24 protein-coding genes are annotated in these 23,850 nt (G+C 39.9%); 19 read left to right on the forward strand and 5 right to left on the reverse strand.

Going from position 1 to position 23,850, the window contains the following annotated elements; all coding sequences use genetic code 11:
- Positions 1 to 57: 57 nt before the first annotated feature.
- Positions 58 to 450, reverse strand: a complete 393-nt coding sequence (locus FHR28_RS01675; RefSeq protein WP_105714396.1) for a DUF4124 domain-containing protein — start codon at positions 448 to 450, stop codon at positions 58 to 60.
- A 575-nt stretch (positions 451 to 1,025) separates the two neighbouring features.
- On the opposite strand from FHR28_RS01675, the gene FHR28_RS01680 reads away from it, so the two are divergent.
- From FHR28_RS01680 to FHR28_RS01770, 19 genes are all read left to right on the forward strand, one after another.
- Positions 1,026 to 2,753 (forward strand): acetolactate synthase 3 large subunit, encoded by a 1,728-nt coding sequence (locus tag FHR28_RS01680; RefSeq protein WP_016539389.1) that lies wholly within the window; start codon positions 1,026 to 1,028, stop codon positions 2,751 to 2,753.
- The gene (gene ilvN / locus FHR28_RS01685) at positions 2,750 to 3,241 is read left to right on the forward strand and encodes an acetolactate synthase small subunit (protein ID WP_004725868.1); all 492 of its coding nucleotides are present in this window, start codon (positions 2,750 to 2,752) and stop codon (positions 3,239 to 3,241) included. Before FHR28_RS01680 ends, ilvN begins: the two co-directional genes overlap by 4 nt.
- Before the next feature lie 149 nt (positions 3,242 to 3,390).
- Entirely contained in the window at positions 3,391 to 4,407 is a 1,017-nt protein-coding gene (gene ilvC / locus FHR28_RS01690) for a ketol-acid reductoisomerase (RefSeq protein WP_004725869.1), read from the forward strand.
- Between the two features lie 87 nt (positions 4,408 to 4,494).
- Positions 4,495 to 5,292: a tetratricopeptide repeat protein gene (locus FHR28_RS01695; RefSeq protein ID WP_166781807.1), complete on the forward strand. Its 798-nt coding sequence runs from the start codon at positions 4,495 to 4,497 to the stop codon at positions 5,290 to 5,292.
- A 107-nt stretch (positions 5,293 to 5,399) separates the two neighbouring features.
- On the forward strand, positions 5,400 to 6,230 hold the full coding sequence (locus FHR28_RS01700; RefSeq protein WP_166781808.1) for an XAC2610-related protein: 831 nt from the start codon (positions 5,400 to 5,402) through the stop codon (positions 6,228 to 6,230).
- Between the two features lie 86 nt (positions 6,231 to 6,316).
- Positions 6,317 to 7,603 (forward strand): glycosyltransferase family 4 protein, encoded by a 1,287-nt coding sequence (locus tag FHR28_RS01705; protein WP_166781809.1) that lies wholly within the window; start codon positions 6,317 to 6,319, stop codon positions 7,601 to 7,603.
- Positions 7,604 to 7,634: 31 nt separating this feature from the next.
- Positions 7,635 to 8,186, forward strand: a complete 552-nt coding sequence (locus tag FHR28_RS01710) for a phosphatase PAP2 family protein (RefSeq protein ID WP_004725875.1) — start codon at positions 7,635 to 7,637, stop codon at positions 8,184 to 8,186.
- 218 nt (positions 8,187 to 8,404) lie between these two features.
- Positions 8,405 to 8,605: a Fe-S cluster assembly protein IscX gene (iscX, locus tag FHR28_RS01715; RefSeq protein ID WP_004725877.1), complete on the forward strand. Its 201-nt coding sequence runs from the start codon at positions 8,405 to 8,407 to the stop codon at positions 8,603 to 8,605.
- A 143-nt stretch (positions 8,606 to 8,748) separates the two neighbouring features.
- Positions 8,749 to 9,180 carry a nucleoside-diphosphate kinase gene (gene ndk, locus FHR28_RS01720; RefSeq protein WP_004725878.1) on the forward strand — a complete coding sequence of 144 codons (432 nt, stop codon included), beginning with the start codon at positions 8,749 to 8,751 and terminating at the stop codon, positions 9,178 to 9,180.
- A gap of 178 nt (positions 9,181 to 9,358) precedes the next feature.
- Positions 9,359 to 10,603: a 23S rRNA (adenine(2503)-C(2))-methyltransferase RlmN gene (rlmN, locus tag FHR28_RS01725; protein WP_105714392.1), complete on the forward strand. Its 1,245-nt coding sequence runs from the start codon at positions 9,359 to 9,361 to the stop codon at positions 10,601 to 10,603.
- A gap of 65 nt (positions 10,604 to 10,668) precedes the next feature.
- Positions 10,669 to 11,472 carry a type IV pilus biogenesis/stability protein PilW gene (pilW, locus tag FHR28_RS01730; RefSeq protein ID WP_004725881.1) on the forward strand — a complete coding sequence of 268 codons (804 nt, stop codon included), beginning with the start codon at positions 10,669 to 10,671 and terminating at the stop codon, positions 11,470 to 11,472.
- Positions 11,463 to 12,251, forward strand: a complete 789-nt coding sequence (locus FHR28_RS01735) for a helix-turn-helix domain-containing protein (RefSeq protein WP_004725882.1) — start codon at positions 11,463 to 11,465, stop codon at positions 12,249 to 12,251. The genes pilW and FHR28_RS01735 overlap by 10 nt, the downstream gene beginning before the upstream one ends.
- A 21-nt stretch (positions 12,252 to 12,272) precedes the next feature.
- Positions 12,273 to 13,388 carry a flavodoxin-dependent (E)-4-hydroxy-3-methylbut-2-enyl-diphosphate synthase gene (ispG, locus tag FHR28_RS01740; protein ID WP_004725885.1) on the forward strand — a complete coding sequence of 372 codons (1,116 nt, stop codon included), beginning with the start codon at positions 12,273 to 12,275 and terminating at the stop codon, positions 13,386 to 13,388.
- Positions 13,385 to 14,680 carry a histidine--tRNA ligase gene (gene hisS, locus FHR28_RS01745; protein ID WP_034612341.1) on the forward strand — a complete coding sequence of 432 codons (1,296 nt, stop codon included), beginning with the start codon at positions 13,385 to 13,387 and terminating at the stop codon, positions 14,678 to 14,680. The genes ispG and hisS overlap by 4 nt, the downstream gene beginning before the upstream one ends.
- 30 nt (positions 14,681 to 14,710) lie before the next feature.
- Positions 14,711 to 15,412, forward strand: a complete 702-nt coding sequence (locus FHR28_RS01750) for a YfgM family protein (protein WP_004816992.1) — start codon at positions 14,711 to 14,713, stop codon at positions 15,410 to 15,412.
- Entirely contained in the window at positions 15,412 to 16,560 is a 1,149-nt protein-coding gene (bamB, locus tag FHR28_RS01755; RefSeq protein ID WP_166781810.1) for an outer membrane protein assembly factor BamB, read from the forward strand. The genes FHR28_RS01750 and bamB overlap by 1 nt, the downstream gene beginning before the upstream one ends.
- 200 nt (positions 16,561 to 16,760) lie before the next feature.
- On the forward strand, positions 16,761 to 18,170 hold the full coding sequence (der, locus tag FHR28_RS01760; RefSeq protein ID WP_004725892.1) for a ribosome biogenesis GTPase Der: 1,410 nt from the start codon (positions 16,761 to 16,763) through the stop codon (positions 18,168 to 18,170).
- Positions 18,171 to 18,229: 59 nt separating this feature from the next.
- Complete coding sequence (locus FHR28_RS01765) at positions 18,230 to 18,901, forward strand: 4'-phosphopantetheinyl transferase family protein (protein WP_166781811.1); 672 nt, start codon at positions 18,230 to 18,232, stop codon at positions 18,899 to 18,901.
- A gap of 380 nt (positions 18,902 to 19,281) precedes the next feature.
- The gene (locus tag FHR28_RS01770; RefSeq protein WP_004725896.1) at positions 19,282 to 20,514 is read left to right on the forward strand and encodes an ammonium transporter; all 1,233 of its coding nucleotides are present in this window, start codon (positions 19,282 to 19,284) and stop codon (positions 20,512 to 20,514) included.
- 84 nt (positions 20,515 to 20,598) lie between these two features.
- Here FHR28_RS01770 and rsfS read toward each other — a convergent pair whose 3' ends face one another.
- The 4 genes from rsfS to FHR28_RS01790 all read right to left on the reverse strand — a co-directional run bounded on the left by rsfS (position 20,599) and on the right by FHR28_RS01790 (position 23,689).
- Positions 20,599 to 21,000 (reverse strand): ribosome silencing factor, encoded by a 402-nt coding sequence (gene rsfS / locus FHR28_RS01775; protein WP_016539395.1) that lies wholly within the window; start codon positions 20,998 to 21,000, stop codon positions 20,599 to 20,601.
- A 102-nt stretch (positions 21,001 to 21,102) separates the two neighbouring features.
- Positions 21,103 to 21,897, reverse strand: a complete 795-nt coding sequence (locus FHR28_RS01780; protein WP_004725901.1) for a hydroxypyruvate isomerase family protein — start codon at positions 21,895 to 21,897, stop codon at positions 21,103 to 21,105.
- Positions 21,898 to 21,988: 91 nt separating this feature from the next.
- Positions 21,989 to 22,864 (reverse strand): NAD(P)-dependent oxidoreductase, encoded by an 876-nt coding sequence (locus tag FHR28_RS01785; protein WP_004725902.1) that lies wholly within the window; start codon positions 22,862 to 22,864, stop codon positions 21,989 to 21,991.
- Between the two features lie 36 nt (positions 22,865 to 22,900).
- Complete coding sequence (locus tag FHR28_RS01790) at positions 22,901 to 23,689, reverse strand: crotonase/enoyl-CoA hydratase family protein (protein WP_004725906.1); 789 nt, start codon at positions 23,687 to 23,689, stop codon at positions 22,901 to 22,903.
- Positions 23,690 to 23,850: the final 161 nt, after the last annotated feature.

Below are 23,850 nucleotides of genomic sequence, written 5' to 3' on the forward strand. Positions count from 1 at the left end.
AAGTGAATTTTGCGCGCTTTTAAATCTGAAAAACTTGTGATTTTACTTTTAATTTAATTATTGAGGCGTCGCAAGGCTAGGAGGTGTATTTTGCTCATTTTGTGGTGCGACATTCGGCTGTTGTGTATTCGGTGGATTAACCACTGGTGCAGGTGTTACAGGTTGCGCACTTTGTGGTTGTCCATTTTGTGACTGATTTTGTGAGGCATTTGGCTGAGCAGTTGGTGCTGGGTTGGTGGGTCTCGAATCTCCATGATAGCCATAAGTATTCACCTTGCTTTGGCTACGTGCATTCTTCGGCGGCGGTGTGGTGGTGTAATGGGTAGAGCCTTTGCTGTCTACCCATTTATAATACTGTTTTGCATGACTGGCGCTGACCCCAACCATAGAGAATAAGGCAAAAATTGTCGATACAAAAACGGTGTGTGCAAAGCGTTGACGTTGTTTCATTTTATAAAACCTTTGAGTCATTTTTTATTCAGATAAAAACGAAAAATCATTCTGTTATCTAATATACATCGGATTGTTTTCGCTTGATCTGGGTATTTTAGAAATCGTATTTATTTTATACAGAAAAATAAAATTTTAAATAATTCTTTTGCAATTTTATTGGCTTATAAGTCTTTGAAAATTTTATTTATAAGACAACCAAAAAAAAGGAATAGTTTTAAAAATAAACGCTTGGTAAATAAACAATAAAAAGCCTGATAGAAACCTTGACTTTGTTCGCTAAAACTACAAAAATGCTTGCTTTAGTTTCAGATGTTTTTTTCGATCACCCTTCGAGTAAAAATATCAAAGCAAGCAATAACATTTTCTCTAAGCCGAGAAAATGACTCTACCGAAGCATGTTTATCCCAACATATTTCAGTGATTCATACAGCTCAAACAGCTGCGTGACGATTTATTTTTTTATTGCTGCAAAAACTAGTAAATATGTGTGCTATAACAGAGCGCACAATCAATGAATGAAACACAGTCTGTGTCTCCCATAGCGCTGTGGAATAAAGATTAGGGTGAATACGTTGGAACTTTTATCTGGTGGTGAAATGCTCGTTCGTGCATTGGCGGACGAAGGCGTTGAACATGTTTTTGGATATCCAGGCGGCGCAGTATTACATATTTATGATGCGCTATTTAAACAAGATAAAATCAATCATTACCTCGTACGTCATGAGCAAGCTGCTGGTCATATGGCAGATGCTTACTCACGTGTGACGGGTAAAACAGGTGTAGTGCTGGTCACTTCTGGACCTGGCGCAACCAATACTGTAACACCAATCGCTACAGCCTATATGGACTCAATCCCAATGGTGATTTTGTCTGGACAGGTTGCCAGCCATCTTATTGGTGAAGATGCATTCCAAGAAACAGATATGGTCGGTATTTCTCGCCCGATCGTAAAACATAGTTTCCAAGTGCGTCATGCAAGTGAAATTCCTGCCGTTATTAAAAAAGCATTTTATATTGCTGCTTCAGGTCGTCCGGGTCCTGTTGTGGTCGATATTCCGAAGGATGTCACTAATCCTGTCGACAAATTTGCTTATGAATATCCTGAAAAAGTGAAGATGCGCTCTTATCAGCCACCTCACCGCGGTCATTCAGGTCAAATTCGTAAAGCCATTGATGAGCTTATTAATGCCAAACGCCCTGTCATTTATACAGGTGGTGGTGTTGTTCAGGGCAATGCTTCTGCATTACTGACTGAATTGGCGCATTTATTGAATTACCCAGTGACCAATACGCTAATGGGTTTGGGTGCATTCCCAGGCGATGATGAGCAATTCTTGGGTATGTTGGGTATGCATGGTACATACGAAGCCAATATGAGTATGCATAATGCGGATGTTATCTTGGCGATCGGTGCGCGTTTTGATGACCGTGTAACCAATAATCCAGCGAAGTTCTGTACCAATGCGAAAGTGATTCATATTGATATCGACCCAGCGACGATTTCAAAAACCATTATGGCGCATATCCCAATCGTGGGTGCGGTAGAGCCAGTACTTCAAGAGATGTTGGTTCAATTGAAACAAATGAATGTTTCTAAACCAAACCCTGAAGAAATCTCGGCATGGTGGTCACAAATCAACGAATGGCGCAAAGTACATGGTTTGCGTTATGCGCCAGGTGAAAATGGTGTGATGAAACCACAACAAGTGGTTGAAGTCTTAGACAAAGTAACCAATGGTGAAGCGATCATTACTTCTGACGTTGGTCAGCATCAAATGTTTGGTGCGATGTATTACAAATACAAACGTCCACGTCAATGGATCAACTCAGGTGGCTTAGGCACAATGGGTGTGGGTTTACCTTATGCCATGGCTGCGAAACTTGCATTCCCAGACCAACAAGTGGTGTGTATCACAGGTGAAGCATCGATTCAGATGTGTATCCAAGAGCTTTCTACATGTAAGCAATATGGCTTAAATGTGAAAATCCTCTGCTTGAATAACCGTGCTTTGGGGATGGTAAAACAATGGCAAGATATGAACTATGAAGGACGCCATTCAAGCTCTTATGTTGAGTCATTACCAGATTTTCCAAAATTGATGGAAGCTTACGGTCATGTAGGTATCCAGATTGACCATGCGGATGAGCTTGAATCTAAGCTTAAAGAAGCAATGGCGATTAATGATAAATGTGTATTCATTAACGTGATGGTTGATCGTACCGAGCATGTATATCCAATGCTTATCGCAGGTCAATCTATGCAAGATATGTGGTTGTCTAAAGGGGAGCGTACTGAATGAGACATATTATTTCTGTACTCGTTGAAAACGAAGCTGGTGCGCTTTCTCGTTTAGTGGGGTTGTTCTCTCAACGTGGCTATAACATTGAAACTTTAAATGTCGCACCAACTGAAGATCCAACCATGTCACGTTTGACATTAACCACCTATGGTGATGACCATAAAATTGAGCAAATCACCAAACAGCTGAATAAATTGGTTGAAGTGGTTAAAGTGGTTGATTTGTCAGAAGGCGCGCACATTGAGCGTGAACTGATGCTGATTAAAGTCAAAGCATTGGGTTCTGCACGTGCTGAAATTAAGCGCACAGCGGATATCTTTCGTGCTCAAGTGGTTGATGTTACTCCAACGACTTATACCATTCAGATTGCGGGTACAACTGAAAAAATTGATGGCTTTATTGATGCACTTGCAGAAAACACAATTTTAGAAGTTGTTCGTTCTGGTGTATCTGGTATTGCTCGTGGTGAAAAGGTTCTTTCACTCTAGTTGCACCTCAACCAGTAATTAATTATTTGATTTTTTATTCCCTCATGTATAACCTCTCCTCGCAATAGGAGAGGGACTTAGACTAGAAGATTCAAAACAATAATCTTCAGGATAGGAAGAGGAAACACAGCATTTTAGCGGAGACAGCAATGCAAATTTTTTATGATAAAGACTGCGACTTATCTATCATCCAAGGTAAAAAAGTAGCGATCATTGGTTATGGTTCACAAGGTCATGCTCACGCGCAAAACCTTCAAGACTCAGGTGTAGACGTTACTGTTGGTTTACGTGCTGGTTCTACTTCTTGGAAAAAAGCTGAAAATGCAGGCCTTAAAGTTGCTGAAGTTCCAGCTGCTGTTGCTCAAGCTGATTTAGTGATGATCTTGACACCAGATGAGTTTCAATCACAGCTTTATCGTGACGTGATTGAGCCAAACATCAAAGAAGGTGCGACTTTAGCATTTGCACATGGTTTCGCTGTACTTTATAACCAAGTTGTTCCACGTAAAGATTTAGACGTGATCATGGTTGCACCAAAAGCACCAGGTCATACTGTACGTTCAGAATTCCAACGTGGTTCAGGTGTACCTGATCTTATCGCGATTCATCAAGATGCTTCTGGTAATGCACGTAACGTTGCACTTTCTTATGCTTCAGGTGTAGGTGGTGGTCGTACAGGTATCATCGAAACTTCATTCCGTGAAGAAACTGAAACTGACTTATTTGGTGAGCAAGCAGTACTTTGTGGTGGTGCTGTTGAATTGGTTAAAATGGGTTATGAAACGCTTGTTGAAGCGGGTTATGCACCTGAAATGGCTTATTTTGAATGCTTGCACGAACTTAAATTAATCGTTGATTTAATGTTTGAAGGCGGTATTGCGGACATGAACTATTCAGTATCTAACAATGCTGAATATGGTGAATATGTGACTGGCGTTGAAGTGATCAACGAGCAATCACGTGAAGCGATGCGTAATGCACTTAAACGTATCCAATCAGGTGAATATGCGAAGATGTTCATCCAAGAAGGTGCATTGAACTATCCATCTATGACAGCTCGTCGCCGTCAAAACGCAGCTCACGGTATTGAAGTGACTGGCGGTAAATTACGCGCGATGATGCCTTGGATTCAAGCCAACAAAATCGTAGATAAAGAAAAGAACTAATTTTTAGTTTTTATCAAAGCCCACTCTTTTGAGTGGGTTTTTTTATGCTATATTTTAGCTAAAGTTAATAATAAAGCAGAAAACAACATGACATTAAAAACATATTTCGCCATCGCCAGTCTGCTTGGCTGTTGTGCTATATATCCAGTATATGCACAGAACGCGAGCGTTGATAATTCTATGCAAAAGTCTAGGCAGAATCATAATCAGCTTCAAAATACGCAAAATAAATTACTCGATGAAAAGATTGCGTACAATGCTTTAGAAAAAGCCAAGCAGTCTTTAAATGTGGGTCATCCACAACAGGCCATCGCGGCATTACAGACTGCAATTCAGTATTTTGAAAAATACCAAAACAGTAGTCAAGACACACTCTATGCAGCCAACGGAACAGCTGAAACCTTGCTATACCTGACACTTGATATGGGAAAGCAAAAAAATATTCGAGTTTTTTCAGGTTGTTGGGCGGACTTATACTTTCAAGCCGCTTATGCCTTTATTGAAATGAATGATCTAAAGAGTGCTCAAGTGAAGTTACAAAGTGCTTTAACGCTATCACCTTTTAATAGTGAGTATTTAAAAGAGGCAGGGTTTATTCAGCAAGCACAAAAACAGTGGCAAGCGTCATTGGAAAGTTTTAAAACTGCTGAACAGTATCTGTATTTGCTTGAGCCTGAAGAAAAAAGATTGGCGATTCAACAGAGTGTAAGACGTAGTTTAGGGGTGAGTTTGATTGAATTAAATCAACTGGATGAAGCTACTCAATATTTTAATAAAGTCTTAAAGGTTGATCCCTCGGATGCAAAAGCGCGTAATGAATTAAACTACATTGAGGAGTTAAAGAAAAAAGGTCATGTTGCCAAGCAGCCAATTGGTCGCGTCTAAATCGCGTTTTTTAAAATCATCTTTTAGGGTAGCAATTTTTAACTAATAAAAATTTATTTTGTGATAAATTACACATTATTGATTATGGTTAAACGTGGTATTCAAGCATGAAATCTAAACTTCTCATCGCAATGACGACTTTGTCTATTTCATGCTTTAGTTTTGCTGAAACGCAGCCCACTTCGACCAATACCGCACTAAAGCCTTTTAGTGGCGTACGCGTATCGATGCAACGTATGCTTAAGTCGAGCGAAGGTCGATACTTTATGAACCTTTATGCGGGGATTGCCCATCCGCACGGTGTGCTGACGGATTTAATGGATGGTACAACAACAGATTTTAAAGGGACACAAAAAGCTGATCAGTTGGATTTAAAGTCGATCACTGCTCAATCAGACCCTTCTGTAAATGGTAGTGATCAATTAACTGGCCTATTAAATGCAAATACAGGCGTGTTTAAAGCATCATTGTTAAAGAAACCAAATGCAGCTTGGCAGTCGATACAGTTTGAGCCTGCTTTTAAAGTCAGCAATAAACCCGTTTTTATCTTTAAATTTTATGGTCAAGATGATGCCAATAGCCCTTATGGAAAAACCTTAAAACGTGTTGATGTGTTAAATAAAACCAACAATACAGTGGTACAGAGCTTGACAGGTTTTACTGGTTATCCAAACAGCATTGGCTATATGGATATCAATTTTGATGGTTATTATGATGTCATTGTGTCGGACTTGTCGCAAGGTCGTACAGTCGATGATAAGCGCTATATTTACTGGATGTACAATCCAAAAACACAACAATTTCAACGTTCTCCGCAACTTGAAAAAATTGTTGGTTTTCCAAGTTTACATGGTGAAAAACAACAAATTGATTTTGGTAATGGACAGCTTTATCAAGTTCAGAATGGTTTGTTAAATCGTATTTCTGATGAAAATTGAAATGGTCAAAAAACTGTCATTAAATAATCATTAAAATGTCAAAAACTTAGCCTAATCTATTCAAAAATGAAGAGATTAGGTATCGTATGAATAAACCGTACGCGAACACCTTGCAATTTAAACAACAAGATTTTCCCGATAACTTTAAATTTTATTTTAATCCAAACAAGAAAAAAATCGATACGAATAAAGACCATCTTATTCGTGACTTATCCCGACCTCGACTGAAAATTGCAATCGTGACTGAAACATGGCCACCAGAAATCAATGGTGTTGCTTTGTCTTTGATGCAACTGTGTAAAGGCTTGCAAAATCAAGGTCATAAAATATTACTGATTCGCCCTGCACAGAAGACCCAATGTCAAGACTTTAGCCCGAATAAAGAGTGTTTGGTGACTGGGCAATCAATTCCGAAATATCCAGACATGAAGTTTGGCTGGCCCCAATTTCTAAAAGTCTCTCAAGCGATTACGGCATTTTCACCTGATGTGGTACATATCGTGACTGAAGGGCCTTTAGGCTTTACTGCGCTGCATGCGGCAAAGACACGACGAATTCCGGTATCAAGTGGTTTTCATTCACAATTCCAAGAATTTAGCCGTTTCTTTGATTTAGCATTCTTGGTCAAACCAATTCAAAGTTATTTGCGATGGTTCCATAACGCAACGCAACTGACCTGTGTGCCAAGCAGTGATACAGAGCAGGCATTACGTGAGTTTGGTGTGACCTGTCCATTGGTTGTGGTCGGGCGAGGAATTGATACAGAACGCTTTTCATCACAACGCTACTCCGAACAGTTGAGACAACAGTGGGGTGCAGATGAAGACACCACAGTCTTGATCTATGTTGGGCGTTTGTCTTCTGAAAAAGAAGTCAATGTGGTGATTGATGCCTATTCTGAACTGCGACAACAAGCACAACGAAAAGTAAAGTTAGTGCTGGTAGGGCATGGCCCAGATCGCGGTCGTTTAGAAAAAATGCCGGGTGCTGAACATGTGATTTTTATGGGCAGTCTAACTGGCACACAACTTGCTGAAGCCTATGCGAGTGCAAATGTTTTTGTTTTTGCAAGTCAGGTAGAAACCTTTGGGAATGTCGTTATCGAAGCGATGGCGAGTGGTTTACCGATTATTGCTTATGACTATGCCTGCGCTCAACTTCATGGCAGACATGCTCAGAATGGCTGGTTATGTCCAATTGGAGACATCAAGCAATTCACTCAACATGTATTAGATCTTCCAGATAACAGCACACTCAAACGTTTCGGGCAACAAGCGATGCATGATGTGCAAAGCATTGGATGGCAACATCCCGTACAACAATTCGAAGAAGCACTATACCAGGTAACGCAGTATGCAAAACGACTGACCTAGTTCATCTCAAATAATGAGAGGAGAGTGGAAAATGAATTTTAAAAATACCAAAATAAAAATGCTCGATCTCGACCTTAGAGGTTGTTTATATCTTAATAATTTATCGCATACCCAAAGTATTGCGACGTTCTTTAAAACTGTGAGCCGTTTGGGAGATGGTCCTTTCTGGTGCGCAATGTTGGTTCTGATTTGGCTACAAAAGAGCTGGATCTATGGTCTGCAACTTCTCTATGTCGTTGTTATGGGTCTTTTAGGAACAGGAATTTATAAGTTCTTAAAACACAAAACAGTGAGACCACGACCTTATCAAGTTCATCAAGTCATTATTCTGGGTGAACGACCATTGGATCATTTTAGCTTTCCGTCAGGTCATACGTTACATGCGGTCATGGTCACTATTGTCTTTGGCTATATTCAACCAGTTATGTTGTTCATTATGATGCCTTTTACCATTCTTGTGGCGTTATCTCGGATGGTTTTGGGTCTGCATTATCCAAGCGATGTCATTGTTGGCGCACTGATTGGTGCAAGTGTCGCGAGTTTGATTGTGTTAAGCGCACCATATTTAGGAGTGATGTTATGATGGTTTACTTACTGCTGGTCTGTAATTTTATTTTTAAAGAATCTGATGATTTTGATCATCAAGGTTTTAACTTTGAATAATTGGCTCAATTCAATCCGTCTTGTAAATTAAACGCTTGAATCCGTGGTGAATCTTGTAAATGTCTAGAATGATTTATTTCTGAATGAATTGAGATTTGATACAGTAGCAGAATTAAATTGAGCAAAGGAAGACCTGATATGGGCTTACGTTGGACAGATACAATTGATATCGCAATTGAACTCAGTGAAGCGCATCCAGATGTGGATCCACAATGGGTGCGTTTTACCGATATGCATGCATGGATTTGTGCATTGCCAGAATTTAGTGATGATCCAACCAAATCGACTGAAGGTCTGCTAGAAGCCATTCAAATGGCATGGATTGATGAAGCGAATTAATGGCTTGAGATGTTGCTGAATGATGCTAAACGTCACAGCGCATCGAAAAATCCAAATTTTTTACAGATTAAAAGCAGAAAATTGTTCATTATTCGGTATAATGCGCCCAAATTTTCGTGTCAATTTGACTAAAGGAGCCACTCATGGCTATTGAACGTACTTTATCTATCGTAAAACCAGATGCAGTTGCTAAAAACCACATTGGTGACATCTTTGCTCGTTTCGAAAAAGCTGGTCTTAAAATCGTTGCGACTAAAATGAAACACCTTTCTAAAGCAGAAGCTGAAGGTTTCTATGCTGAGCATAAAGAACGTGGTTTCTTTGGTGACCTTGTTGCATTCATGACTTCTGGTCCAGTTGTAGTATCTGTTCTTGAAGGTGAAAACGCAGTTCTTGCTCACCGTGAAATTCTTGGTGCTACAAACCCTAAAGAAGCTGCTCCTGGTACAATCCGTGCAGATTTCGCTGTAAGCATCGATGAAAATGCTGCGCATGGTTCTGACTCAGTTGCATCTGCTGACCGTGAAGTAAATTACTTCTTCGCTCAAACTGAAGTTTGCCCACGTACTCGTTAATTCGACGTATCTAGGGTCTCTTTTTCTACACGAATAAATCTCCGATTTATGAATTGATAACAGACCCGAAACCAGATAGGTGATATACTACTTGTCTGGTTTTTTTATTTTTGTTGCTTTATTTGGCTAAATATTGGTCAATATGTTTTATTACTACGGCATGATTTAGGTAATCCCCATGAATTCTGAAGTTGTCGCTTCATCGTTAAATCTAGATGAACAGCAGCCTGCATCATCAAAATCTGTACAGGCTGATCGTATTCAGACTGCAAATGTGCAGAAAGTGAATTTACTTGGCATGTCACGTCCGCAATTGGAAAAATTCTTCGAAGAAATCGGCGAGAAAAAATTCCGTGCTGGGCAGGTAATGAAATGGATGCATCAATTTTTTATCACTGATTTTGCTGAAATGACCAATATTTCAGGGAAGTTGCGTGAAAAACTAGAAAGAATTTGTGAAATCAAAGCGCCAGAAGTGGTGCATCGTAACTATTCGAAAGATGGAACTCGTAAGTGGGTATTCCGTGTTGGTGATGGTGCGGGCTCTTTGGTTGAAACGGTATTGATTCCAGCAGAAGATAAAACAGGCTCACGTAAAACACTGTGTATTTCATCACAAGTGGGTTGTGCTTTAGATTGCTCATTCTGTTCAACAGGAAAGCAAGGTTTTCAGCGTGATTTAACCCCTGACGAGATCATTGGACAGTTATGGGTGGCCAACTATTCTTATATGGAAGACGTACCTGTTGCTGAACGTGAGCGCTCGGTGACTAATGTGGTGATGATGGGAATGGGTGAGCCATTACTCAACTATGATGCTGTATTAAGCTCAATGAATATCATGTTAGATGATTTTGCTTATGGCATGTCTAAACGTCGCGTTACATTATCAACCTCAGGTGTTGTACCGAAAATTGACCAATTGGCACAAGATATAGATGTGGCTTTGGCGATTTCTTTACATGCGCCAAATGATGAGTTACGTAATGAATTGGTGCCGATTAATAAAAAATATCCATTAGCACAATTGATTGCTGCATGTCAGCGCTATATTGCCAAAGATGGTAATGAAAGCTCTCGTAAACATGTCACTATTGAATATGTGATGTTGGAAGGGGTGAATGATCATCCTGAACATGCACAACAAATGATTAAGTTACTGAAAAACTTACCAAGTAAAATTAATTTAATTCCATTTAATCCATTTCCGCATGCGCCGTATGGCCGTTCAAGTCGAAATCGTATTATTTCTTTCCAAAAAACTTTGTCTGATGCAGGTTTTGTGTGTACGATTCGTCAGACACGTGGTGATGATATTGATGCTGCGTGTGGGCAGTTGGTCGGGCAAGTGGCAGATCGTACCCGTCGTGCAGAGCAGTGGAAAAAGAAAGTTGCTGAACGTGGTGAGATTATTCGTTCATAAGCTTAAAGATTTGTAGACATACATTTATATCAACAAATAATCAGGGGCTGACTTTGAGAAAATCGATGTATCAAAAAGCAGTTGTAATATTGGCAATTGGTTTATCTGCATTGGTCGTACAGGGTTGTCAAACGACAAATTCAGACACAATAATAAAAAAAGATCCTGAAAAAGCCGTTAAAGTACGTACTCAGCTTGCTGCTGAATATATTCGTACAGGTGATTTAGATGCTGCAAAACGTGCACTAGACCAAGCTTTAGAAACTGATTCACGTGATTCTGCGGCAAATATGATGATGGGTGTCTTACTGCAACAAGAAGGCAGTAAGATCAGTATGGAAAAGGCAGACGGCTATTTTAAGCGTGCAATTTCCAGTGACTCAAAAAATGCACAAGCTCGTAATAATTATGGAACATATTTATTTGTTACTGAGCGCTATAATGACGCGATTGAACAATTGAGCATAGCTGGTGCTGCGCTTGGCTATGATCAGCGTTACAAGGCTTTAGAAAATTTAGGTCGGGTTTACTTAAAAGTGGGTGATGTGGCAAATGCTGAAAAAGCATTCAAACAAGCTTTACAAGTCAATCGCGATTCGATTATTTCTCTGGTAGAGTTATCAGAAATTTTCTATTTGCAACAAAAAAGTGCGCAAGCAAGTCAACTCTATGAGCAATATGTTCGTTTAGTAGGTCAGGACAAACAGGGTGCGAGAGCGCTTTGGATTGGTTTACGTATTGCACGTGCCAATAATGATCAGATGGGAATGCAAGTGTTGGTCAATCAACTGCGTGCATTGTTCCCGGACAGTAAAGAATATCAACGTTATCTGCAATTACAGTACAGTACTGAGGCCGTATGGAAGTAAATCCTAATTCACAGCAACCTACAGGTTCAAACGTAGCATCTAATGGCTTAGGAAATGTTCAACGTCCAGGTGAGTACTTGCGTCAAATTCGAGTCTCCAAAAACCTAGACATTCAAGATGTTGCAAACGAACTAAAAATGCCTGTAAAAACCTTACAAGCATTGGAACAAGATGAATATAAGTCTTTGCCAGAAGCAACCTTTATTAAAGGTTATTATCGTTCATATGCCAAGTTTTTAGGCGTTGATGCAACGGTAGTCATTCAACGCTTTGATGAAATTTATCAAAATGATACTGGGCTTTTGCCAAACCACGCCTTGAACAACTCTCCAATCAAGATTATGGGGAAATTGCCTGGATCAAACAGTGATCGTAATAAAAAATGGTTAAAGCGAATTTTAATTGCCATTGTTGCGCTTGCGGTGATTTGGGCTGTGATTGCTGGAATTCAAAAAATGACATCGGGTAAAAGCGCTGATGTCGATGCCAAACCACAAGCCTCAGAAGTAGAAGTGTTGAATTTAAACAATGCAACTGCGACTTCAGGTGACCAAATGGTATTGAATTTCAGTCATCCAACTTCTGTACATATTGTAGATAGTACAGGAAAAGTTTTGGCGACTGGTCGCCAGTCGGCTGCTTTAACCGTTAATGGCCAATCACCATTCCAAATTCGTCTCGATGATGCAACTGCTGTGTCATTAAGCCTTAATAATGAACAGATTTCATTGTCTCCATATACAGTGAACGGAAAAGCAGAATTCCGTTTGTCACGTTAATGGGCAAGAGTAGATAAGATCATGATTGAGAATCCAATCAAGCGCCGTCCTACACGTAAAATACGTGTAGGTTCAGTGTATGTCGGTGGTGATGCACCGATCAGTATTCAAAGTATGACCAATACTGAAACTTGTGATGTCGATGCAACAGTTGCGCAGATTCAACGCTGTGCAGATGTTGGTGCGGACATTATGCGGGTATCGGTACCGACTATGGAAGCTGCTGAAGCTTTTGGTGAAATTCGTAAACGTGTCACAGTACCATTGGTTGCAGATATTCATTTCGATTATAAAATCGCATTGAAAGTTGCAGACATGGGTGCAGACTGTTTGCGGATCAACCCCGGGAATATTGGTTCTGAAGCCAAGATTCGTGAAGTGGTTGCAGCAGCACGTCATCACGATATTTCTATGCGTATTGGTGTTAATGCTGGATCTTTAGAAAAAGATATCCAAAAGAAATATGGTGAGCCGACAGGTCAGGCATTACTTGAATCTGCAATGCGTCATATCGATATATTGGATCGTTTAAACTTCCATGAGTTTAAAATTTCAGTAAAAGCATCAAATGTATTTTTAACAATGGATGCTTATCGTTTATTATCTGCACAAATTGATAATCCATTACATTTAGGTGTAACCGAAGCTGGGATCTATCGTACGGGTTCAGTGAAATCTGCGATTGCTTTAGGTGGTTTGCTGTTGGATGGCATTGGTGACACCATGCGTATTTCATTGGCGGCTGAGCCTGAAGAAGAAGTAAAAATTGGTTTTGATATTTTAAAATCCCTGAGCCTTCGTTCAAATGGGATTAACTTTATTGCTTGTCCAAGCTGTTCACGTCAGGAATTTAACGTGATCAAAGTGATGCAGGCTTTAGAGGAGCGTTTAGAAGATATTCGTACACCAATGGATGTGTCTGTCATTGGTTGTAAAGTCAACGGTCCGGGTGAAGCAAAAGAAGCTGATATTGGTATAGTCGGTGCAAGTCCGCGCTCACTCGTGTATCGTAATGGCGAAAAGAGTCACTTAATAGATACAAATCAGTTGGTTGATGAAATCGAAAGCATGGTTCGTCAACGTGTTCAAGAGCTTGAAAAAGCTAAAGCTAAAGAGATTATTCGTAGTTCATCATGAGTTCAATTGTCGCAATTAAAGGTTTTAATGACTTTCTTCCATCGCAAACACCTGCGTGGAGACGTCTTGAGCAGCATTTAGCATCGCTTATGGATGCATACGGTTATCAGCAAATCCGTTTGCCGGTGGTTGAACATACCAATTTGTTTAAGCGTTCAATTGGTGATGCAACTGATATCGTCGAAAAAGAAATGTACACTTTCTTCGATAAGGGTAATCCGCCTGAATCTTTAACTTTGCGTCCAGAAGGCACAGCGGGTTGTGTACGTGCAATGTTGGAACATAACTTACTCCGTGGTGCAAATCCTCGTGTTTGGTATGTTGGACCAATGTTCCGCTATGAAAAACCGCAAAAAGGTCGTTATCGCCAGTTTCACCAATTTGGTGTAGAAACTTTTGGTGTAGCAACACCTGATCAAGATGCTGAACTGATTCTCATGACTGCACGTTTATGGAAACGCATGGGTGTTGCAGATAAAGTTCAACTTGAACTAAATACCTTGGGCGAGTCTGATGAACGTGCAGAGTATCGCGCTGCATTGGTTGAATTTCTTACAGCGCATCATGCTGATTTGGATGAAGATTCGCAACGTCGTTTAACCACCAATCCATTGCGAATTTTAGATTCGAAAGATGCACGAACTCAGCAAATTCTTGAAAATGCACCTAAGTTGCATGATTTCTTAAAAGAAGACAGTTTGAATCATTTTGCTCAATTGCAACAGTATTTAACTGATGCGGGTATTGAGTTTGTCATCAATCAAAAACTAGTCCGTGGTTTAGACTATTATAACAAAACTGTTTTTGAATGGACAACGACACATTTAGGTTCTCAAGGAACGGTGTGTGCGGGTGGTCGTTATGATGGTTTGGTTGGACAGCTGAAAGGTAAGCCTGATCAATCTGTACCAGCAGTTGGTTTTGCCATGGGCATGGAACGTTTATTATTGCTTCTTGAACAAGTTGAAGACAATACACCTGTGCGTGAATGTGAGTTATTCTTGCTATCGGATCCTGCAACACAAGGTCAGGCTTTGGTATTGGCTGAACAAATTCGTGATCAACTTGAAGCTGTAAATAGTACAATTCGTTTGAAAACAGGTTCACAGGGTTCAATGAAGAGTCAAATGAAGAAGGCAGACCAATCGGGTGCCATCTATGCTTTGATCTTTGGTGAGCGTGAGGCTGTAGCGCAGCAAGTTTTAGTCAAAGAACTTGCGACAGCAGAACAATATGAAATTAAGGCCACTGAAATTGTGCCTTTTTTCATTGAAAAATTTTCGTCAAAATAAGCCGATAATCATAAGGAAAAGGGGAGTCAAATGAGTGCAATGACTGATGATGAGCAACTGGATAGTGTGAAGTCATTTTTTAAGAAATATGGCTCGGCTATGGTGACAGGTGTCCTCATTGCATTGATTGCCTTTTTCGGTTGGGAATATTGGCAAAAGAAAACTTTGGCTGAAAATCAAAATGAAACAGCCAAAGTCCAGCAATTGATGGATGAAGCGCGAGCAGCTAATGGTGATGCTAAAGTCACTGCTGCCTTAGTTGCGTCAGCAGATAAAATTGTCAAAGACAATCCAGATTCTGTTCATGCAATTCAAGCACAAATTGTCATGGCAAAAGTTGCCTATGATAAAAATGACTATGCATTGGCTGAGCGTGAACTGAAAAAAGTTGAAAATTCTAAAATTAAAGACGCTGGTTTGTTACAAGTTGTAAAAATCAAACTTGCCGATGCTCAATTGGCGCAAAAGAAGTTTGATGAAGCCTTGAAAACCTTGTCAGCTGTGAATGATCCTGCTTTTCAGGCAAGTGCTGATGAGTTAAAAGGTGATATTTATGTGGCAAAAAATGACACTGAAAATGCAAAAAAATCGTATCAAGCAGCATGGAATGCAGTCGTTGAGCGTAAACAAGAACGTCAAATTTTACAAATTAAACTCGAAAGTGTTGGCGTATTAGTAGAAGATCCTGATCTTGAACGCCCAATCTTAGCAACACAAGTGGATGAGTCTTAATGGATAGAAATTTTAAAATACCTTTTGCTTTAGCAATCTTATCAATCGCTTTAATCGGCTGTTCAAGTAATAAGACGAAAGAAGTGAAGATTAAGCCAAATCCACTGCCTAAAGTTGCACAAGCTTCAAGCTTGGTTCAAGTATTTTCGACCAGTGTCTCTTCGACCAGCAGTGAAGATGCATTACGTCTACGTTTAGATACAGACAATGGTGTTGTGTTTGCTTTAAACCCAAAAGGCGAAGTGGCTGCCTATAAAGGCAAACAGCGCTTATGGAATGCTAAAGTTACCAAAGACGGCTTAAGTTCTGGTGTTGAAGCAGCAGATGGTGTGGTGATTGTTGGTAACCAAAAAGGGCATGTTTTTGCATTAGATCAAGCGACGGGTGCGACCAAATGGTCTGCGCAATTGTCAGGTGCAATTATCAGTTCTGCTTTGATTCAATCTGGTCGCGTGATTGTGGTTGCAAATGACGGTACGGTTTATGCCTTAGATGTTGCGACAGGTCAGCAAGCGTGGACTTATAAATTACCAAGCGCTTCATTTAGCTTAAGAGGTCAAGCCACTCCAGTTAGTCTAGATCCACGTACCGTGCTTATCGGTACCTCTACTGGCTATATTTTTGCAATAGATAGCCTTGCAGGTGTGCCGCGTTTACAACGTCGTGTTGCGGTATCTGAAGGTCGTTCTGATATTCAGCGCTTGATTGATGTGGACAGTGAGCCTGTCGTTTCAGGACAGTATGTGGTTACAACGAGTTTCCAAGGTCAAGTCACTGTTCTAGATTTGGCTTCACAACGCGTTTTGTGGAGTGAAAATTCAAGCAGTATCAACCGTCCAGAAGTGACAGATGGTAAAGTCATCGTATCGCAAACTGATGGTCAAATTATTGCGTATGACTTGATTACAGGTCAGCAGCTTTGGAAAAATGAGCAACTGCTCAATCGTAACTTAAGCAACCCTGTATTGCTCGGTTCAAATCTTGTTGTGGGTGATTTAGATGGTTATTTACATCAAATTGATCCAAATACAGGAACAACGTTAGGTCGTGCTAAAACCAGTGGTGAAGTACGTACGTTGAGAGTGATTGATAATCAAGTTTATGTTTCGACACGCAAAGGTGCAATGAGTATCTGGCAAAGTCGTTAACAGTTAATCAACAGACACGATTAGGATTCTCTATTTTTTTAGTCTTGTGTTAAAATAGAGCAATCCGTATGAATTCCATACACGGGGTGATTGAAAATCAATACCCCGTGTTTTTATTTTAGGTTTTTCCTATTCTTCTTCCTATACATTTCTGATGTTCAGACCAGTCATACTGGCTGATCTTGAATAAAGGTTATTTTATGAAACCCGTAATTGCGCTCATTGGTCGTCCAAACGTCGGCAAATCAACGTTATTCAACCAGATTACCAAGAGCCGTGATGCACTCGTTGCTGATTTTGCTGGTCTTACCCGAGATCGTAAATATGGTGATGCAACTTATGAAAATAAATCTTTCATTGTCGTTGATACTGGGGGTATCGGTGAAAATGAAGGTGGTATCGACTCATATATGGCAGAGCAATCAAAAACTGCGATTAATGAAGCCGATATCATTGTTTTTGTTGTCGATGCACGTGCTGGTCTATTGGCTTCTGATGAGCAGATTGCCCGTGAGTTGCGTACACTTGGTAAAAAGGTTTACTTGGTTGCCAACAAAGTCGATGGTGTACATGCTGAAGCTGCATTAGTTGAATTTTATAAACTTGGTATGGGTGAACCCTTACAAGTTGCGGCAAGTCATGGTCGTGGTGTTCAACAAATGCTTGAGGATATCTTGGTGGATGTCCCTGAAGATGAAAACCCAGAAGAACACGATAAGGCAACAGGTTTACGCTTAGCAATTATTGGTCGCCCAAATGTCGGTAAATCTACTTTGGTTAACCGTTTGTTAGGTGAAGATCGCGTTGTTGCATTTGACCAACCGGGTACAACCCGTGACTCGATTTATATTCCGTTTGAACGTGATGGTCGTCAATATACCTTGATCGACACTGCTGGTGTACGTCGTAAAGGTAAAGTTGATGAAATGATTGAGAAATTCTCAATCGTTAAAACGCTACAAGCGATTAAAGATGCACATGTCATCGTGGTAGTTTTAGATGCACGTGAAGGTGTGGTTGAACAAGATCTACATTTGATCGGTTATGCACTTGAAGCTGGTCGTGCCATGGTGATCGCCATTAACAAATGGGACAACATGACAGAGTATGATCGCAAACAATGTAAATTGGATGTTGATCGTCGTTTTGACTTTATTCCTTGGGCAAAAGTACATTTGATTTCTGCTTTGCATGGAACAGGTGTCGGTGAGATGTATCCAACCATTCACCGTGCTTATGATTCATCACACTTAAAAGTTTCACCTGCAAAATTAACTCAGATTTTGAATGATGCAACTGAAGCACATCAACCGCCAATGATCAGTGGTAAACGTATTAAAATGCGTTATGCCCACATGGGTGGACAAAACCCACCAACGATTGTGATTCATGGTAATAAGGTGGATAAGACACCTGCGGACTACCGTCGTTATTTGGAAAATGTCTTCCGTAAAGTGTATAACCTTGAAGGTACACCAGTTCGCGTTGACTTTAAAACTGCTGAAAATCCATTTGAAGGCCGTAAATCTCAAATTGATGAGCGTGTTGCAGCACGTCGTCGTCGTTATGTACAGAAATTTAAAAAGGCTGAAAAGAAATTTAGAAGCTAAATTTAGCGTTGAACACATCAAAACCCAAAGTGATCTTTGGGTTTTTTTGATTTAAGATAATGAAAAATGTTTGGGAATGGATTGTGAATCGTATTATTCAATTGGATGTTAATTCTATTCAAAATATTCTTCCGAGTTACCATTCGATCGATCGAAAGGGGCAGATCCAAGAACTGAAACAGGCGATCTATCAATATAGAAACCAATTGTTGTCCGATATTTTTTCAGTTGAAATCAGTAACCACTCTTTTGAAAAAACAGATTTTGGTAAACCCTATTTAATTGATTATCCAAAGTTTCACGTGAATCATTCACATAGCCAGCAACATTATGCTTTGGCGAGTAGCCAGCAGATCCAAGATTTGGGTGTGGATGTTGAGGATTTAGATCGAAAAGTTCGCTTTGAAGCTTTAGCAAAACATGCTTTTCATCCCCAAGAATATCAAGCTTGGCAAGCGTTAGACTTTGATCCTACTTTTTGGTTTAAGGTGTGGACCACCAAAGAGGCGATTTTAAAAGCATCAGGCCTAGGGATTCGTTTGAGTCTAAATGAGCTAAATACTGGAGTGCATGTGGTGAATGATGGTGGGATCTCTACGCATCCGTTATTGGGCAGCTTTGCCTACCAAAATCTCCAGCTGAGCCGAGTCATGCTGACGGTGGCATGGCGTTCTGAATTATCCTGTAAGGGCTTTGCATTTCCACAGATTCAAATCATTCAACATGGTTGATTAAAGACCGTATAGACGTTTTCATTCTGCATAACACATAAATTGCAACAACGTTATTCCATATTAGAGTGTGGCATCTATACGTCTAAGTATTGAAATTTTCAAGCTTAAGCCACATGTATTGCAAATCGGCATTGTTTAATAAAACCAGTTAAATGTAAGCTGCTTATCTTTAAATAAAAATAAATAGTACTCGATCACGATCAAACAATCTTGCTCGTCGCGTGTACTTTGTAAGCTATATTTTTTACATAAAAATTAGTTTATTTCTCCATGAAATTCTCTATACTTGATAAATTAAATGATAATTAAGTAGCGAAAATACTAATTATTGTGAATTTAAAGCGATGAAAAAGCGATAGGTTAGGATTAATTATATAGTGCGATTTAAATACTTCATCAGCTTAATTTGCATCATATTTTTTTATCCAAATTTTAGTTTTGCTTCAAGTTTAGAAAGTGACCTTGCTGCTTTTAATCTCATTACCAACTACGAGCTTTTATTCTTTGGTGGAATATTTGTCATTCTGATGCAAGCTGGCTTTGCTGTAGTTGAAGGCGGATATGAAAATACCTATAAGTCAATTTCCGCATTATTGGTCAATTATGTTTCAGCAGTTTTAGGAACGCTTATTTTTGGTTTCTTCTGCGCAAAAATTCTCCTTGCAGGCGATGCCAGCTCCGAAAAATATATGAATGGCATGCTGCATGGTTGGCATTGGAATTTATTATTTTTTTATACCCTAATGGCCACCACAATAACCACTGTGGTTGGGCGAGTGATTCCGAGTAAAGTTCCCTTATTTGTCAACTGGATAACCGGTTTAATGATCGCAGGTGTGATCTTTCCTTTCTTTAGTAGCTGGACTTGGGGAAATATCTTATTCGGTAAGGGCTGGTTAAAAGAGTTAGGATTTATTGATTTTGCGGGTTCAACAGTGGTGCATTCCACCGCAGCATGGATTGTGTTGGCGGGCTACTTAACTTTAAAACCTCAAGACCGACAAGAAATCTTAAAAAAAGACTTAATCTTTGAAGATTATAAAATCTTATCTTTGGCATTGGCTGGCTTTATTCTTTGGCTGGCATGGTCAGGTCTAAATGTAGTTTATATCTCAGCACTCTATGCGGATATTGGAGTCATTGTCATCAATGCCTTTGCTGCACTCTTTGGGGCAATGATTGCCCCCTTGATTTTTTCCTTGGTACTCAACAATAAAATTATTTCATGGGTTGAAATGATTAAAGGTGCTTTGGGTGGCTTGGTGGCGATCACGGCAAGTTGTGGTTTAGTGAATTTGTCATCGGCATTGATTATTGGCTTAGTTTCTGGATTATTCACAATCTATTTACCCCGTTTATTGACCTATTGGATTGATTCTAAGCATATTCGTGAAGTTGTTGTGGTACATGGTATTTGTGGAGCATGGGGCACACTGGCTGTTTCTTTGACAGATAACCCCGTGATTAATTTAGCCAACAAGGCCAGTGTTATCGATCAAAGTATTGGGATTGCGGTAAATTTTGTGTGGAGTTTTGGCGTTGCATTCTTAGTATTTAAACTGATTTGTAAACTGCGTAATGCATACTCAATTAAGTCGTTAAAAAATTGAGTACTTAAAAGCTTTGAAAAAAGCCAAGCACTAAAAAAAGCGACATAAAGTCGCTTTTTTCATATTTAAGTTCTGTATTAAAAGTTAGGCAACACTTTCAGGTGTCGCACGCCATAAACTTTCCAGATCATAAAATTTACGTGCTGTTGGTAGCATCACATGTACGACTACAAATCCTAAATCGATAAGGATCCATTCAGCGTCTCGTTCACCTTCAACACCAATTGGGCGAAAGCCTGCTTTACGTGCTTCTTCAGCAACATTGTCAGCAAGTGCTTTAACATGGCGTGTTGATGTCCCGCTCGCGATGACAATTGCATCTGAAACGTTGCTAATAGCGCTGACATCAAGTTGAATAATATCTTTGGCTTTTACATCAAGTAGAGCTTCTTGTACGACTTTTAAACAAGTCTGTACGTCTTGATTTTGAGTGTTCATTGCAAGTTCGTGAGAATTAGAAGCGCTGGGCGATGGTTCTAAATTCATATAAGGTATATTTTCCAGAAAATATCTCATCTTCTAATATAGCGCTTTTGTCTAAAAAATACAAATTATACAATGCAACCGTTTGCCTAAGTAAACACCTATTTAATAGCTATGGTTGTTGGAAAAATATTTTTCTTTCCATGCAAATGACTGATTTGAATGCGATTGTGGCTTGTATTCTGCTGCAATAAAGCCCGTATAGGCGCTTTGTTTTAACCAGGAAAAAATTGCAGAATAATCAATTTGTGCGGTATCTGGTTCATGACGTCCTGGGCAGTCAGCAAATTGGATATGCCCAATCCAATCAATATTTTCTTGTAAGGCTGCCAGTACATCTTCGCCCATCATCGCCATGTGGTAACAGTCAAATTGCATTTTTAATGCAGGATGCTGTACTGCTTCTAACATTTCTTGGCCTTGTGCAATATTTTGAACCAAGAAACGTGGCATGTCTGTACCATTGATCATTTCAAATACAGGCTGAATATCACGATTAGAGAGCAGATGACAAGCCAGTTTTAAATTGTTTGCCAAGGTGTTTAAACAGGGGAGTAAATCGGCATCTTGTGGTTGTTTACCTGCCAAAATATTGACGTTTGGAACATTGAGCGCTTCTGCATATTCAATTGCAAGTTCCAATGCTTGATGAAATGCCAGTTCTTGACCAGGCACACCAGCAAGTCCGTTTCCACCTTGCATCAAGTCACCGGCGGGAACGTTGATCAGGCAAAGGCTGAGGTCATATTGTTCAAGTTGCGCTTGAATCTCTTCAATGCTTAATTCATACGGAAATTGAATTTCGACATTGTGGAAGCCATGAAGATGTGCCAAAGCAAAGCGTTCAATGAGCGGCACTTCAGTAAAAATCAAGGATAGGTTTACTGCGAGTTTAGTCATAAGAACGCTCCTTGCTATATTTGGACTCTCATCTTCAATGTAGTAGGCAATAGATTATTTTTCAACTTATTTATGTGTAGTTCCGTGTATTTTAACCCGATTTATTTTCTACTTGATGAATGACTGTGGCTAAATCCGATTCAGCAAATCCGTTGTTTTGATGGCTTTGTAATTGCCCAAGTGCATGTTGAGCCACAGGAATTTCTAAATCAAATTTTTGTGCAAGTTGAATGGCATTATTTAAGTCTTTAGAAAGCGTTTGTACTTTCCATTGTACTGGTTCAAAAGTATGTGTTGCCATGCGTGGGGCTAAAATTTGGAAAGGTTTTGAGTCGGCAAAACCACCAGCCAAAGCCGGCGCCAGTAGGGTTGTATCTACACCTGCTTTACTGGCAAGCGCAACAGCTTCCGCGATCAAGGTACTATTGGCAGCAACGATAAGTTGGTTACAGATTTTAGTGGCTTGTCCAGTACCTGTTTCACCCATACGGGTGACACGTTGAGAGAGGATATTGTAAACAAGGCTTAGTGCTTGAATCACCTCAGCATTGCCTCCAGCAAAAATGACCAGCGTGCCATTTTCGGCGCCTGCAGTTCCACCTGAAACAGGTGAGTCAATCCAAATCACCTGTTTTGTTGTGGCGCTTTCAGCCAGCTGCTTGGTTTTATCCACAGATAAACTGGAGAAATCCACAATCACTTGCTTGGCTTGTAAATAGGGCTCAATGTGCTCATAGACTAGCTGTACAGCTTTATCATCAGCAAGGCAACTGAGAATAATCGGATATTCTGCAATATTCTCAAGCTGTAATGGGTGAGCGCCTAGATCAATAAGGGCGTCACAAGCAGATGCTGTTCTGTTCCAGACAGCGACATGCAAGCCTGCTTGGATTAATCGGGTTGCCATACGGCTACCCATTAATCCCATCCCTAAAAATGCAATTTTACTGTTACGATCAAAATTCATTTTATAACTCAAAAAGCTTTCAATAATAATTTTGGATTATTTATATTGGCGCGGTAAAAATTTTAATTCAGGATTTTTATCCTTTTTACGTGCAATTTGACTATTTTTACCCAAGAGTAATTTTAACTGCCAAATCTTCTCTAAACGTAAAGATTTCTGGGGTTGATGTTCCATAGCATCTAAAACACGTTTAGCCGCCATCAGCGCATCTGGCGAGCGTTGCAGCATCTCTTCTGCAATGGCTTGAGCTTTTGCCAACGGTGAGTCGTCTACATGCGTCACCAAACCAATGTCTTTGGCATAATTGCCATCAAAAATACGTGCAGTGAGAGTAAGCTCTTTGGCTAAATCAATACCAATCACGCCCTTGATTGAACGGGTTAAGCCCATGTCAGGCACAAGCCCCCAACGGCTTTCCATGATTGACATTTTAGTCTCTGGGTGTGCAATACGAATATCTGCAGCCAATGCAAGTTGCATCCCTGCACCAAAGCAGAAACCTTCAATTGCTGCAATGACAGGGACAGGCAGTTCTTGCCAGATCAAAAATGCTTTTTGGAATAGGCTTTGACCAGGTTTAATCAGTTCCCAAGCAGCAAAGGCTGTATTTTTTGGACTATTTAAGTCAGCAAGGTCAATACCTGCACTAAATACATTGGCTTCACCCGTTAGAATCACCACACGAATACTGCGGTCTTTTTTAATCTGTTGTGCGACGCTTACCAGTTCACGGAGTAAAGCAAAACTCATGGCATTGCGTTTATCTGGACGATTTAATGAAACTGTTGCGATACCATTGTTTTTTTCTATATGTAGTAGTGCCATGATCTTGACTCATTTTTTCCTTGGTCATCAGCATAGCATGTGAATTGAATAGTTACATGACAGTAGAGTCACCGAAACTGTGTTGATGTGCCAATTGGGTAGTAAAGCCAAAACAGGATTGCAATAGTGACTTGTATAATTTTATTGGATCTTTAATAAGA

Origin of the sequence: Acinetobacter sp. BIGb0196 (genome assembly GCF_011759595.1) — a bacterium.
GTDB lineage: Bacteria > Pseudomonadota > Gammaproteobacteria > Pseudomonadales > Moraxellaceae > Acinetobacter > Acinetobacter guillouiae.

Excerpts from the sequence above, each read along its gene's own strand:
- FHR28_RS01765 (WP_166781811.1), top strand. The coding sequence starts at position 18,230 with ATGAAAAATGTTTGGGAATGGATTGTGAATCGTATTATTCAATTGGAT.
- FHR28_RS01790 (WP_004725906.1), bottom strand. The coding sequence starts at position 23,689 with ATGGCACTACTACATATAGAAAAAAACAATGGTATCGCAACAGTTTCA.
- hisS (WP_034612341.1), top strand. The coding sequence starts at position 13,385 with ATGAGTTCAATTGTCGCAATTAAAGGTTTTAATGACTTTCTTCCATCG.
- rlmN (WP_105714392.1), top strand. The coding sequence starts at position 9,359 with ATGAATTCTGAAGTTGTCGCTTCATCGTTAAATCTAGATGAACAGCAG.
- bamB (WP_166781810.1), top strand. The coding sequence starts at position 15,412 with ATGGATAGAAATTTTAAAATACCTTTTGCTTTAGCAATCTTATCAATC.
- FHR28_RS01785 (WP_004725902.1), bottom strand. The coding sequence starts at position 22,864 with ATGAATTTTGATCGTAACAGTAAAATTGCATTTTTAGGGATGGGATTA.
- FHR28_RS01710 (WP_004725875.1), top strand. The coding sequence starts at position 7,635 with ATGAATTTTAAAAATACCAAAATAAAAATGCTCGATCTCGACCTTAGA.
- FHR28_RS01780 (WP_004725901.1), bottom strand. The coding sequence starts at position 21,897 with ATGACTAAACTCGCAGTAAACCTATCCTTGATTTTTACTGAAGTGCCG.
- ilvN (WP_004725868.1), top strand. The coding sequence starts at position 2,750 with ATGAGACATATTATTTCTGTACTCGTTGAAAACGAAGCTGGTGCGCTT.
- FHR28_RS01750 (WP_004816992.1), top strand. The coding sequence starts at position 14,711 with ATGAGTGCAATGACTGATGATGAGCAACTGGATAGTGTGAAGTCATTT.
- FHR28_RS01700 (WP_166781808.1), top strand. The coding sequence starts at position 5,400 with ATGAAATCTAAACTTCTCATCGCAATGACGACTTTGTCTATTTCATGC.
- FHR28_RS01675 (WP_105714396.1), bottom strand. The coding sequence starts at position 450 with ATGAAACAACGTCAACGCTTTGCACACACCGTTTTTGTATCGACAATT.
- ndk (WP_004725878.1), top strand. The coding sequence starts at position 8,749 with ATGGCTATTGAACGTACTTTATCTATCGTAAAACCAGATGCAGTTGCT.
- FHR28_RS01705 (WP_166781809.1), top strand. The coding sequence starts at position 6,317 with ATGAATAAACCGTACGCGAACACCTTGCAATTTAAACAACAAGATTTT.
- FHR28_RS01735 (WP_004725882.1), top strand. The coding sequence starts at position 11,463 with ATGGAAGTAAATCCTAATTCACAGCAACCTACAGGTTCAAACGTAGCA.
- rsfS (WP_016539395.1), bottom strand. The coding sequence starts at position 21,000 with ATGAATTTAGAACCATCGCCCAGCGCTTCTAATTCTCACGAACTTGCA.
- ispG (WP_004725885.1), top strand. The coding sequence starts at position 12,273 with ATGATTGAGAATCCAATCAAGCGCCGTCCTACACGTAAAATACGTGTA.
- FHR28_RS01695 (WP_166781807.1), top strand. The coding sequence starts at position 4,495 with ATGACATTAAAAACATATTTCGCCATCGCCAGTCTGCTTGGCTGTTGT.
- ilvC (WP_004725869.1), top strand. The coding sequence starts at position 3,391 with ATGCAAATTTTTTATGATAAAGACTGCGACTTATCTATCATCCAAGGT.
- der (WP_004725892.1), top strand. The coding sequence starts at position 16,761 with ATGAAACCCGTAATTGCGCTCATTGGTCGTCCAAACGTCGGCAAATCA.
- iscX (WP_004725877.1), top strand. The coding sequence starts at position 8,405 with ATGGGCTTACGTTGGACAGATACAATTGATATCGCAATTGAACTCAGT.
- pilW (WP_004725881.1), top strand. The coding sequence starts at position 10,669 with ATGTATCAAAAAGCAGTTGTAATATTGGCAATTGGTTTATCTGCATTG.